The 12,444-nt window shown below is 67.9% G+C and carries 13 protein-coding genes and 1 pseudogene; 3 read left to right on the plus strand and 11 right to left on the minus strand.

Annotated features, from left to right (window positions below; all coding sequences use genetic code 11):
• The 4 genes and pseudogenes from BN4346_RS50085 to BN4346_RS50100 form a co-directional block, all read right to left on the minus strand.
• A partial coding sequence (locus BN4346_RS50085) for a hypothetical protein (protein WP_208863260.1) occupies nucleotides 1-875 on the minus strand: 875 nt, incomplete at its 3' end.
• Nucleotides 872-1,027, minus strand: a complete 156-nt coding sequence (locus BN4346_RS50090; RefSeq protein WP_208863261.1) for a hypothetical protein — start codon at nucleotides 1,025-1,027, stop codon at nucleotides 872-874. The genes BN4346_RS50085 and BN4346_RS50090, both read right to left, overlap by 4 nt.
• Before the next feature lie 24 nt (nucleotides 1,028-1,051).
• Nucleotides 1,052-1,546 carry a hypothetical protein gene (locus BN4346_RS50095; RefSeq protein WP_208863262.1) on the minus strand — a complete coding sequence of 165 codons (495 nt, stop codon included), beginning with the start codon at nucleotides 1,544-1,546 and terminating at the stop codon, nucleotides 1,052-1,054.
• 352 nt (nucleotides 1,547-1,898) lie between these two features.
• Nucleotides 1,899-2,594, minus strand: a pseudogene (locus BN4346_RS50100) (hypothetical protein); the annotation flags it as partial.
• 194 nt (nucleotides 2,595-2,788) lie between these two features.
• Here BN4346_RS50100 and BN4346_RS41400 point away from each other — a divergent pair.
• Together BN4346_RS41400 and BN4346_RS49185 are read left to right on the plus strand one after the other, a co-directional pair.
• Nucleotides 2,789-3,406, plus strand: coding sequence for a GNAT family N-acetyltransferase (locus tag BN4346_RS41400; protein ID WP_235653685.1), 618 nt, complete (start codon nucleotides 2,789-2,791; stop codon nucleotides 3,404-3,406).
• 167 nt (nucleotides 3,407-3,573) lie between these two features.
• Nucleotides 3,574-4,245: a DUF2599 domain-containing protein gene (locus BN4346_RS49185; protein ID WP_235653686.1), complete on the plus strand. Its 672-nt coding sequence runs from the start codon at nucleotides 3,574-3,576 to the stop codon at nucleotides 4,243-4,245.
• Nucleotides 4,246-4,264: 19 nt separating this feature from the next.
• Here the strand turns inward: BN4346_RS49185 and BN4346_RS49570 are convergent, their stop codons facing one another.
• Entirely contained in the window at nucleotides 4,265-6,514 is a 2,250-nt protein-coding gene (locus BN4346_RS49570; protein WP_067975443.1) for a cellulase family glycosylhydrolase, read from the minus strand.
• Nucleotides 6,515-6,769: 255 nt separating this feature from the next.
• The gene (gene glgC / locus BN4346_RS41415; RefSeq protein WP_067975444.1) at nucleotides 6,770-7,984 is read right to left on the minus strand and encodes a glucose-1-phosphate adenylyltransferase; all 1,215 of its coding nucleotides are present in this window, start codon (nucleotides 7,982-7,984) and stop codon (nucleotides 6,770-6,772) included.
• A gap of 139 nt (nucleotides 7,985-8,123) precedes the next feature.
• Here glgC and glgA point away from each other — a divergent pair, with 139 nt between their 5' ends.
• Nucleotides 8,124-9,284, plus strand: a complete 1,161-nt coding sequence (gene glgA / locus BN4346_RS41420) for a glycogen synthase (RefSeq protein WP_067975447.1) — start codon at nucleotides 8,124-8,126, stop codon at nucleotides 9,282-9,284.
• Nucleotides 9,285-9,323: 39 nt separating this feature from the next.
• Here glgA and BN4346_RS41425 read toward each other — a convergent pair whose 3' ends face one another.
• From BN4346_RS41425 to folP, 5 genes are all read right to left on the minus strand, one after another.
• Complete coding sequence (locus BN4346_RS41425) at nucleotides 9,324-9,494, minus strand: DUF3117 domain-containing protein (RefSeq protein WP_064998965.1); 171 nt, start codon at nucleotides 9,492-9,494, stop codon at nucleotides 9,324-9,326.
• Between the two features lie 166 nt (nucleotides 9,495-9,660).
• Nucleotides 9,661-10,236, minus strand: a complete 576-nt coding sequence (locus BN4346_RS41430) for a DNA-3-methyladenine glycosylase I (protein WP_067975450.1) — start codon at nucleotides 10,234-10,236, stop codon at nucleotides 9,661-9,663.
• On the minus strand, nucleotides 10,233-10,544 hold the full coding sequence (locus BN4346_RS41435; RefSeq protein WP_067975453.1) for a DivIVA domain-containing protein: 312 nt from the start codon (nucleotides 10,542-10,544) through the stop codon (nucleotides 10,233-10,235). The genes BN4346_RS41430 and BN4346_RS41435 overlap by 4 nt, the downstream gene beginning before the upstream one ends.
• Nucleotides 10,545-10,616: 72 nt before the next feature.
• The gene (locus BN4346_RS41440) at nucleotides 10,617-11,564 is read right to left on the minus strand and encodes a glucosyl-3-phosphoglycerate synthase (RefSeq protein WP_067975456.1); all 948 of its coding nucleotides are present in this window, start codon (nucleotides 11,562-11,564) and stop codon (nucleotides 10,617-10,619) included.
• The gene (gene folP, locus BN4346_RS41445; protein WP_096867574.1) at nucleotides 11,561-12,436 is read right to left on the minus strand and encodes a dihydropteroate synthase; all 876 of its coding nucleotides are present in this window, start codon (nucleotides 12,434-12,436) and stop codon (nucleotides 11,561-11,563) included. Before folP ends, BN4346_RS41440 begins: the two co-directional genes overlap by 4 nt.
• Nucleotides 12,437-12,444: the final 8 nt, after the last annotated feature.

Raw genomic sequence — 12,444 nt, forward strand, 5'->3', positions numbered from 1 at the left:
CCGGCCGCACCACCGGTGCCGCCCTGGCCACCGTCGCCGTCAGCGCCCGCAGTGCCCGCGGTCGCGGTGCCACCGGCACCACCCTGGCCGCCGACACCACCAGCACCACCGTTGCCGCTGTCGCCGCCGCCGATACCGACCGTGCCGTCACCGCCGCTGCCAGCTATCGCATCGACACCGGCCTGTCCGTCGAGGCCGTGGCCACCGGCACCACCGGTGCCGCCTACGCCGCCCGCACCGCCGGCACCACCGTTGCCCGCGGTCGTACCGCCGGCACCACCGATGCCGCCCGCACCACCGGCACCACCGACAACGCCGTCCGTGCCGTCACCACTGATGTTCGTTTGTCCGGCCGTACCGGTCGCGCCCTTGCCGCCGACGCCGCCGTTACCGCCGTCACCGACCGCCCCGGCGTTACCACCGTTGCCGCCCTGGCCACCGGCCTGCACGGTGCCGTCGCCAAGGAGCTCGCCGGCGCCACCGTTACCGCCGGCGCCGCCGTTACCTTCGGCGCCCGCGGCACCCCCAGCGCCCGAAGCCGCGTGCGTGGAGCCGCCGCTCGAGCCGCCAGCGCCACCGGCACCACCAAGACCGGCAACAGCGTCAGCTGCGTTACCGCCCTTACCGCCGTTACCGGCCGCTGCCCCGGTACCGCCGCCAGCACCGTCCCCGCCGTTACCACCGTTACCAGCACCGCCACCGACACCGCCGTCGCCGCCGATACCGCCAACGCCGTGCGCACCCGCGGTGCCGTGCGCCGAGGAACCGCCCGCGCCACCGTCGCCACCGACACCACCCACACCACCGGCACCACCGGTGTTGGAGGCGTCGCCACCATCGCCACCGTTGTCACCGCTACCGGCATCGGCATTCACACCCGCAGTGCCATCAGCGCCGGCACCACCGGTGCCACCGGTGCCACCGCGGCCACCAACACCACCGGCACCACCATTGCCGGCCTGCGAACCACCCGCACCACCAGCGCCACCCACACCACCAGCGCCACCGGCCAGACCCGTCGTGCCATCACCGTTGACATCGGTGTGCCCAGTCACGCCGACCGCGCCGTCACCACCAGCGCCGCCGGCGCCACCGTTGCCCAGCGAACCACCATCACCACCACGACCACCAGCGCCACCGGCACCACCGGCAATGGCGGCGTCGGCACCGTCACCGCCCTGGCCACCGTTACCACCACCGGTTGCCGCCGCACCCGCAGCACCCGCGGTACCCGAGGTCGAACCCGCACCACCGGCACCGGCCACACCCGCGTCACCACCACGACCACCGGCACCACCATCAATGTGAGCGCCATCGCCGTCGGCACCGGCGCCACCGTTACCACCAACACCAGCGTTACCACCGTTACCGCCGTGCCCACCGGCACCCGCAGAACCGGCGGAACCAAGCAGACCACTCGAGCCACCGGCACCACCAAGACCGGCGGCACCACCAGCACCACCGTTACCGCCGTTACCGGCGGCGCCACCGTCTGCGCCCGCAGTGGTGGCGTTGATGCCGTCGCCGCCATCACTACCGTTGCCACCGTGGGCGCCCTGACCACCAGCACCACCCTGGCCACCGGAACCGATCAGCCACGAACCCTTACCACCGGCGCCACCATTACCACCCGCGCCACCATTAGCCCCAGCAAGACCATTGAGCCCCGCACCAACAACCGCCCCCGCAGCACCCACCGCACCATCGCCACCAAGACCACCGTTACCACCAGAACCGAACGCCACACCAATACCGTCACCACCGGCACCACCAACACCACCGTCACCACCAGCGATACCAGCACCAGCAGCACCACCGTCACCGCCGATACCCATCCACCAGCCGCCGTTACCACCAGCGCCACCGTCACCACCATCAACACCGGCACCACCGGCACCACCATCGCCGAACATGCCCGCCGAACCACCAACACCACCGGTGCCATCTGCGGCCGTACCACCAGCACCACCATCACCGAACCACAAACCACCAGCACCACCAGCAGCCTGCGCCACCGTGCCGCCATCCATACCGTCAGCGCCATTACCGATCAGAATCTGACCGAACCCGAAAATATTGATGAACTCATTAACCGCAGACCCAAACGAACTGTTAATCCACGCCTGACCCAAGTCATGCCACGGGTCATAGAACAACGACCCAAACCAGTCATCCGCAGCAGCCGACCCCGGCACCCCCGCCAACGACGCATCAAACGACAAACCCACATTCGACAGCAACGGCTCCCACGAACCCGCGTCAAACAACGTCTCCCACGACGACGCCTGACCCAAATCACCAAGCGCCCCAGCCAAATCCGAACCAACCAGATCAACAACCCAATCCAGCTCATCAGCCTGCGCCACCGGAACCCCCGACAACGGCGACAACCCAAACGCCAAAAACGCCCCAACCGCACTACCCACAGCCGCCACTCGGCCACCCTGGCGGCGAACTACGCCAGTGAAACCACGACGCTCTGCGCGGTGCTGCTTTCCTGTCATGTGGGACTCCCTATTCTGCGACGAACCCATGTCGGTGATGTCTTGTCGGATCAAGTTTTTGAGTGCTTTACGGCGCTGATGTCTCAGCATCGGTGAGGGAAATTCGGCTGCCTGTTCTGGCGGTGGCGATCGGCATTTCGGACCTGCCGCTTCGCGGTCGACGTGGCATCATTGGCGAACCCATCGGCGACGGCGTTGCCGTCAAAGGACTTCCAGGAGGAACCTGTAATGATTACCGAATCTGCTTCAACAACAACGGGTTCGGGTGCGCTATGAGTGCGCTGATGGCGCGACAACTGGCGGACGTGTCCGATGAGGTCCGTGCGGTTCCGGCTCCGCCGCTGCCGATATTTCCCGAGCCGTACAGTTTTCGTTTCGCAAACCCGGACACCGATGCCGAGATGATCTCCGAGTGGATGAACCGTCCGCACCTGGCCCGGACCTGGCACTACGACCGGCCGGCCGACGAGTGGCGTCGACACCTGAGCATCCAATTCGAAGGCAACTACTCGCGCCCCTACGTCTTCAGCCTCGAAGGGCGCCCGCTTGGATATATCGAATTGTTCCGTGCCGCGCAAGATTACATGTCCACCGTCTACGACGCCGATCCGTATGACGTGGGGATGCATGGTGCCATCGCCGACCCCGAGATGGTGCGAAAAGGGCACGGACGGATCGTGGTGACCAACATCATTTCCGGCCTGTTCAGTGCAGAACCCCAGTGCCGACGGCTGCTCGGCGATACCGGGAGCGATCCCGACACCGAGGGTAGGCGTTTCTGGGAACAGTTCGGCGGAGTGTTCCTCGGCGAACACCACATCCCGGCACTGAACTACCGGCTTGCGCTGTTCGTCTGGCCGCGGTCGCCCGAAGATGTTCCGCCCCGTCGCGACGACACCTAGTACCGATCGCCCTAGGTGGCGGGTCATCATGACCCTCCACCTGCGCCACCGCCCCCGCCGGCGCCGCCCTTCCCGGCACCCGCGGACCCATCGTTCTTGCTGCCGCCAGTGCCGCTCACGCCGGCCTGGCCGACACCGCCGGCCTGGCCGGCACCGCTCGCGCCGCCGTGGCCGCCGGCGCACCCCTGGCCACCGGTGCCGCCGGCGCCGCCGGTGGTCAGGGCGGCACCGTCATCGCGATCTTCGGCGGCAATGGCGGTGCGGCCGGCAACGGCGGTGCGGGTGGCGACGCGAGCGGCGACGGTAGCACCGCAGGCACTGGCGGCGTCGGAGGCTTCGGCGGCATCGCTATCACGATCTTCGGCAGTACCGGCGGCGCAGGTGGAGTCGGTGGCGACGGCGGCGCGGGTGGCCTGCTGTTCGGCCGCGGCGGTGACGGCGGACTCGGCGCAGAGGGCGGCGCGGGCGGCCTGGGCGGCGCCGGCGGGTTCCTGGGTGCCGCCGGCATCAGCGCGGCGCCGTACGTCGCGAACACCCAGTGGGTGACTTACGACGGCGGGACCAGCCTGCGGGTGTATCCGACCGACGCCGGCCGAACCGAGGCGGGCGAGCCCGGCACCCTGCGCCAGGGCGAGCAGGCCTGGGCGGAGGTCGTGAAGCGCAACCCGGAGGCGAACAACCCCGGCATGCGCGCACAGTTCCTGTGCCACTGGCAGTTCGCCGAGTTCATCCAACCCGGTAAGACCAGTTGGAATTTGGAGCCGTGGCGCCCGGACGTGAGCACACTGAACCTGCTCGCCAACGGCTGTAACCCCGGCGGCGCCGAAGAGCCGTTTTAGCCTGGCCCTAACCTCAGGATTAGTGCTGACCGCCGGGGTCGGCGGTGACGGTCACGGTGACGGTGGTTGCGCCGTTGTCCGAGGCGATGATCAGCACCGGGGCGTCCGGTGCCGAGACCACGTGCCCGCCGGTGACGACAACGTCGTAGCCGTTCGGGTAGTTGATAGTCGGCACCGAGATGGTGGTCTGTGCGCCGGCGGCGAAGTGGCCCTGTCCATCAGCCATCTCGGTGGAGTAGCTGAGATGGAAGCTGCCGTTGTCAAACGACCACGAGTTCGGAGTGCCGGCGATCGCCTGCGGATACGGCTGGGCCAGTGTCCCCACGGTGCTGTCGCTGCCCGTCTGGTCGCGCCATCCCGAGTTGTAGGCCCACTGCATCCAGCCGATCTGGGCGTGATCGGCGCTGTGCATGGTGTCGGTGACGATCTTTGGTGGGTCGACGGCGCCGAACTCGGTGATCAACGCCGGGACATGGTGCGCCTGCGCGAAAGCCACGGAGGTGTTGACCTGCAAATCGACAAGGAAGCCGCACAGCGACTCCAACGGGCCAAAGCCGGTGACCGGGCAGTAGTCGTGGAACGAGAACACCGAGTAAGGGTCGTCCACGACGCCGAGTTTGGGTGGCACCAAGACCTGGGTGGTCTCTGTCGGTTCGTAGAGCACCGGGGTCGTCGGGTCGACAGCACGGATTCCGCCGATCACCTGGTTGTAGAACGGGGTCAGCGTCTCAGCGTCGAAGCGTGGACTGCCCAACAAAGTGGGCAGCCACTCTGTTCCGCCGGGCCACGGTTCGTTCATGATCTCGTAGCCGGCCACGTTGGGATTGTCGGCGAAGTAGTGCCCAACGTATTCCCACATGCGGGTGTAATGGTTCTGCAGCCCGACCCCATCCGGCGCCTTGGAGTTCGACCAGAACGCAGCCCAGGCGTGGTTCTGCGCCGGGTCGGTGACGTATCCGAACGGGAAGGGAGCGCCGATGTGGGGCAGGCCTCCGGTGTCGGCGGCCCAGGCCGGTGCCCCGTTGCCGTCCCCGTCGAGGTTGGTGTAGAGATCCTGGTGCATCTCGACCACGGTGACGATGCCGTGCCTGGCCAGCATGTTCACCGTCTCTTCGATGGAGGCCAGGTAGGCCTGGTCGTAGACGCCGGGCTCGGGTTCCACCGCGGCCCATTCAATGCCGAGCCGCACCACGTTGAAGCCGTTGGCCGCCAGGAAGATCGCGTCGTCTTCGCTGAACCCGTCGGCGGACGGCGTATATGGCGGCTCCTTGTTCACCTCGTTGGTGCCGTGCAGGATGATGACCCGGCCGTCGCGGTCGGTTAGCCAGGTGCCGGTGACCCCGAGGAGATGGGGGGTGGGCGTCGGGCCGTCGGCCAGCGTGCCGTGGTGTCCGACCGCGCCATGGGTGCCCAACATGCCGGCGTTGCCGCCGGCCCCACCCAGAGCGGGCAGCACATCGCGGTTGTAGCCGTTGCCGCCGTCACCGGCGTTGCCGCCATTGCCGCCGTTGCTGAACAACCCGGCGCCGTTGCCGCCGTCACCACCGTTGCCGCCAGCGGAGACAGCATCACCCGCGCCGCCCGCGCCGCCGGTGCCACCGGTACCGAACAACCAGCCAGCGGTCCCGCCGGCACCACCGGTGCTGACGTTGACGGCGATGGCGCCGGTGACGTTGGGGCCGAATCCGGCGCCGCCGACGCCGCCGTTGCCGATCAGGCCGGCATTACCGCCGGCGCCCGCCAGAATCACGTTGCCGTGGTCGTCGATGCCGGCCGCGGTCCCGGCGCCGCCGTCACCGAACAAGAAGCCACCGTCGTGCAGGCTGCCGAATACCCCGAAGGACCCGAGGACCGAGTCGTTGACGCCGTCCCACCCGTTCTCGCCGACCGTGATGCCGTTGCCGATCAGATCCCGGCCGAACAGGAATACCGACGGCTGGTTGACGATGTCGAGCAGCGGCGCAATCGCCGGGTCTGTGATGATGTCCTGCAGCTGGCTGTAGGCGTTGGTGTAGAGCGCGTCAAAAATGTTGCCCAGGTCGAAGTCAGCGGCCGGAAAAGGGGTGGCCGCCGCGGCACCCAGCCACGCCGAAGGGTCCAGGAAGTCGAGAAGATCGAAGTCGGCATGCGCGCTGGGCGCGCTGGCCAACGGCGTCAACCCGAAGGCCACCACGGCACCCGCCGCGGTCGCGGTGCCTATCGCGCGACGCCGCGACGACGCGGCCGGTAACCGGCGGTTTCCGGCACGGCGGCGGCGCCCAACAGCCATCTGCAATCTCCTAGCATCGATTCTGGCAACGATGCCATGCATGTTAGCAAGCACTCAGACATTATTCAGATTCTGCAGATTGAGGGGTGCGTGGGCGTCTGAATCCGCCGGTCGCCAGAAGTGAACGGGCTGGGCGGGTCGGTTTGGCGGTATGCGCTGCTAGATGCCCCGGCGGCGTCGACGTCGAGATGGGCGTGGGTGGCGAACTGCCGCGACCCTGGGTGCCGGACGCGGGCTTTATGGCTAAGCCTAGGTTCAGATCCAAACGCCCTTTCCGACGGCGACCACGCCGCCGGAGCTGATGGAGAACCGTTCCCGGTCCTTCTCCAGGTCGACACCGATCATCTCGCCGGGCCCGACCACGACGTTCTTGTCGAGGATGGCGTGGCGCACCACTGCGCCGCGCCCCACCCGGGCGCCGGGCATGATCACGCTGTCTTCCACGATCGCGCCGTCGTCGATCACCACATTCGACGACAGCACCGAGTTGCGCACCGAGCCCGCTGAGATGACGCTGCCGGCGCCCACCACCGACTCCTGCGCCGAGCCCCCGTTGACGAACTTCGCCGGCGCCAGATTCTCGGTCGCGCCGTGAATCGGCCAGCGGTTGTTGTACAGGTTGAACACCGGGTGCGCTGACACCAAGTCCATGTGCGCGTCGTAGAACGCATCCAAGGTTCCGACATCACGCCAGTAGCCGCGGTCACGCTCGGTGGCCCCGGGCACCTCGTTGTCGGAGAAGTCGTAGACCGCGGCCATTCCGTCGGCCACCAGACGCGGCATGATGTCGCCGCCCATGTCGTGGTCGGAGTGGTCATCGTCGGCGTCAGCGCGGATCGCATCGATCAGCACCTTGGTGGTGAAGACGTAGTTGCCCATCGACACATACGTGCTGTCCGGATCATCGGGTGTGCCAGGCGGGTTCGCCGGCTTCTCCAGGAAACCGCGGACCCGGCCGGACTCGTCGGCGTCGATGCAACCGAACGAGGACGCGTCCGCGCGCGGCACCCGTACCCCGGCGACCGTCGCCCCGGCCCCACTGTCGATGTGGAAGCGGACCATCTGTTCGGGGTCCATCCGGTACACGTGGTCGGCTCCGAAGACCACGATGTAGTCCGGATCTTCGTCGAAGATCAGGTTCAGCGACTGATAGATGGCGTCGGCGGACCCGGTGTACCAGCGCGGGCCGAGGCGCTGCTGGGCCGGCACCGGGGTGATGTACTCCCCCGCCAGGCCGCTCAACTGCCAGTTCTGCGAGATGTGCCGGTCCAGCGAATGCGACTTGTACTGCGTCAGAACACAAATTCTCAGGTAGCGCGCGTTGACCAGATTCGACAGCACGAAGTCGATCAACCGGTAGGCACCCCCGAAGGGCACCGCCGGTTTGGCGCGGTCTGCGGTGAGCGGGTGCAGCCGCTTGCCCTCCCCACCGGCCAGGACGATGCCCAGCACATGCGGCGCTTCCCTCATGGCCACAAACCTATCGGCCCCTTCGAAGCCCTGCCAGGTTGACCGCACGATTGACGAAGGTTCATTACAAAATCGTCGTCACAAATCGCCGGTCGATCCGCTGCGCGGCCGGTGATCGGCGACCGCTACCGTGCCGGTTATGCGGGTGGCGATGCTGACTCGGGAATACCCTCCGGAAATCTATGGCGGCGCGGGTGTCCATGTCACCAACCTGGTCGAGGCGCTGCGGCGGTTGTGTCACGTCGACGTGCACTGCATGGGCGCGCTCCGGCCGGGCGCGCACGCGCATCAGCCCGATCCGGCGCTGCGCGACGCCAATCCGGCGCTCGGGACACTGTCGGCCGACCTGACGATGGTCGACGCGATCAGCACGGCCGATGTCGTGCACTCCCACACCTGGTACACCGCCCTGGCCGGTCGGCTGGCGGCGCTGCTGTACGACATCCCGCATGTGCTGACCGCACATTCGCTGGAGCCGTTGCGCCCCTGGAAAGCCGAACAGCTCGGTGGCGGCTACCGGGTGTCGTCGTGGGCCGAGAAGGAGGCGACGGTCGCCGCCGACGCGGTCATCGCGGTCAGCTCGGCCATGCGCGACGATCTGCTGCGGGTCTACCCTGACCTGCGGCCGGACCGGGTGCACGTGATCTACAGCGGCATCGACACTGAGGTCTGGCGTCCGCAGCCTGCCGGTCCCGATTCGATGCCGGCCGAACTCGGCGTCGACCCCGATCGGCCGATGGTGGCCTTCGTCGGGCGGATCACCCGACAAAAGGGGGTGGCCCATCTGGTGGCCGCCGCCCACCGGTTTCACCCGGACGCGCAATTGGTGTTGTGCGCGGGCGCCCCCGACACTCCGGAGATCGCCGAGGAGGTGAGTGCAGCCGTGGCCGATCTGTCCGCCGCCCGCCGCGGGGTGTTCTGGATACAGGAGACCCTGCCCGCTCGGCAGATCCGCGAATTACTCTCGGCGGCAACGGTTTTTGTCTGCCCGTCGGTTTACGAACCGTTGGGCATCGTCAATCTGGAGGCGATGGCCTGCGGTACCGCGGTGGTCGCCTCCGACGTCGGCGGCATCCCGGAGGTGGTCATCGACGGCGTAACCGGCACCTTGGTCCACTACGCCGCCGCCGATCCGGACGCCTATCACGCCGAACTCGCCGACGCCGTCAACGCGTTGATCACCGACCCGACGCGTGCACAACGCTACGGCGACGCCGGCCGGCACCGCTGCGAGGAGGTGTTCTCCTGGGCCAGGGTGGCCGAGCAGACCTTGGCGGTCTACCGGCAGGCGGGCCGCTAGTGCCCCCATTCGCCCGGCTCCGCCGCGCTTGCGATCGCCTTAGCCGCTGGTGACAGCTTTGAGTTCGTCGCCGAGCGCGGCGGCCTCATCGGGAGTCAACTCGACGACCAGTCGTCCACCGCCCTCAAGCGGTACTCGCATCACGATGCCTCGCCCCTCTTTGGTCGCTTCCAACGGACCGTCGCCGGTCCGGGGCTTCATCGCCGCCATCAAGTGCTCCCTCCAGGTACCAGCCCGCAGGCCGTGCCCATGCTCTGCGCCGGGTGTGCACGGCAGTCGCAGCGTCCGGCTTCGAACTGCAAATTCACTCCGCCATTCTCCCCTATCGGCGATGGCGCGTGCACAAGACCCGATTCCGTAGTGCATTTTAGTGGATCTAGGCGGTTACCGGTGGCACCCAACATGCCCGGACGTGGTCGTCGACCATGCCCGTGGCCTGCATCAACGCGTACGCGGTGGTGGGCCCCACGAATCGGAACCCCCGACGCTTCAATTCGCGCGCCATCGCTGTCGATTCCGGCGTGACGGCCGGAATTGCCGACAGGTCCACCGGGCGCGGACGCGGCGGTGGGGCGAATGACCACAACAGTTCCGCCAAATCGGTGGAACCCAGGTCGATGGTCGCCCGCGCGTTGGCGATCGTCGCCTCGATCTTGGCCCTGTTCCGCACGATGCCGGCGTCGTCCATCAGCCGGGCCACGTCGGCGTCGGTGAAACGCGCGACGGTATCGACGTCGAAATTGGCGAACGCACGCCGGAAGTTCTCCCGCTTACGCAGAATCACCAGCCACGACAGTCCGCTTTGAAAGGCTTCCAGGCTGACCCGCTCGAACAGCGCGGCCGAGTCTCGCACCGGACGGCCCCACTCCTGGTCGTGGTAGTCGCGGTACAGCACCGAGGCGCCGTCGACCCAGCCACACCGAACCTGGCCGTCGTCGGGTGCGCTGCTCAACGCGATTCCGTTGCGGCCGCGGCGGTCGCCTGCGCCGCGGCCAGCTGACCGCGGAGCTGGTCGAGCTCGGCACCGAGGCGCTCCAGCACCCAGTCGACCTCACCGGTGTTGTAGCCGCGCAGCACCTGGGAGAACTTGACCGCGTCGACATCGGCACCGGTGACCCCGGAAGCCGGCAGCATGGTCGCCGTCGTCGCCCGCGGCAGCGGCGGCAGCTGCTCACCACGGCCGAACAGCGTGCTGGCCACCCCGAACAGCAGCAACGCGGTGAGCACGAGCACAACGAGATACAGCAACACCAGTGTCACGGCATCGATAGTGCCTCATTACACCGACACGAGGGGCGATGCCGACCCGATCAGCGCTGGCGATCGCCAGGATCAGCGCTGGCGCAGCGTGTTCATCGGTGGCCGCTCGACCAGCGACAACGGCGTAGTGCGGGGCAGATAGTCCGTTCCGTCCGGGCCGTCCGCGACGAACTGGGTCAGGCCCACCCCGGAATCCGGGACACCGCAGCGCGACAGCAAGGTGGCGACGACTTGGCGGCTCATCACGGCCAACTCGGCCAACGGGCGATTGCGGTGGGCCCGCACACCGAGGTTGACCTGGGCGATGGCCTCCAGCCCCAACCGGTCGTAGGTGTCGATCAACAGCCCGATCTCCACCCCGTAGCCGGGCGCGAACGGAACCGACGCCAACAATTCACGACTGCCCGCGTACTCACCGCCCAACGGCTGGATGACCGCACCCAGGTCGGGGCGCAGCGCGGTCAACAACGGTCGGGCCACCAGCTCGGTGACCCGGCCGCCGCCGGTGGGTTCCTCGGTGCCGTTGACCTTCAGCGGCCGCCGGTAGAAGCCTTTGACGAGGTGGACGCCGTCCCCGGTGAGCAGGGGCCCGACCAGGTTGGGCACGAACATCGGGTCGGGGTCGATCAGGTCAGAGTCGATGAACACCACAATGTCGCCGCTGGTGGCCGCCAGCGACCGCCACAGGGCTTCGCCTTTGCCGGGCTGCGGTGCGACCTCCGGGACCGCCTGTTCACGGCTGACGACGCGGGCGCCGGCGGCGATCGACCGGATCTCGGTGTCGTCGGTGGAGCCGGAGTCCAGCACGATCAGTTCGTCGACCAGGTTGTCGACCAGCGGCGTGATGCTGTCGATCACCGATTCGATGGTGGCCTGCTCGTTCAGCGCGGGCAGCACCACCGAGATGCTGCGACCGGACTTGGCCTTGGCCGCCAGCAGCTCGGCCACCGTCCACTGCGGCCGGGCCCAGGTGCGCCCGGACAGCCGGGTGTCGCCCGGCGCCGAGACCAGGTCGGTCATGCCAATCCCCTTACTGTGCGGGTCGGGGCCCGCACGCCCTGGATCGATGCCACCATCTCCAGTACGCGCCGGGTCGGCCCGACCTCGTGAACCCGAAACATCCGGGCTCCGGCGGCCGCCGCCAACGCGGTGGCCGCCAATGTTCCGTCCAGTCGTTCGGTGAGGCCCACTCCAAGAGTCTCCCCGATGAAGTCTTTGTTGGAGAGCGCCATCAGCACCGGCCATCCGGTACCGACCAAGTCCTCCGTGTGTCGCAACAACGCTAGCCCGTGGAAGGTGTTCTTGCCGAAATCATGGGTGGGATCGATCAGCACCCGCTCCCGGGCCACCCCGGCCGCCACCGCTCGCTCCGCGGCCGCAGTGACCTCGCTGATCACCGCTTTCACCACGCCGTCGACGCCTGTGCCGTAGCTCACCCGGAACGGGCGGGTGCGCGGCTTGGCGCCTCCGGTGTGCGAGCAGACCAGCCCGGCCCCGAACTCCGCGGCCACCACCGGCAGATCCGGGTCGATGCCGCCCCAGGTGTCGTTGATCAGGTCGGCACCGGCCGCGCAGGCGCGTTTGGCCACCTCCGCACGCCAGGTGTCCACGCTGATCAGCTGCTCGGGATAGGCGCTGCGCAGCCACTCGATGAACGGCACCACCCGAGCGGTCTCGGTGTCGGCGTCGATGGTCTCGCCCGGCCCGGCCTTGACCCCGCCGACGTCGATGACATCGGCGCCGTCGGCCACTGCGCGGTGCACGGCGGACTTGGCCGCCTCGTCGGTGAACGTGGCGCCCGCGTCGTAGAACGAGTCCGGGGTGCGGTTGATGATCGCCATGATCAGCGCTCGATCAGCCGCCACCGGACGACCGCAGAAGTGGGACTGCACCCATCTAT

The organism is Mycolicibacter icosiumassiliensis, from assembly GCF_900078685.2.
Lineage (GTDB): Bacteria > Actinomycetota > Actinomycetes > Mycobacteriales > Mycobacteriaceae > Mycobacterium > Mycobacterium icosiumassiliensis.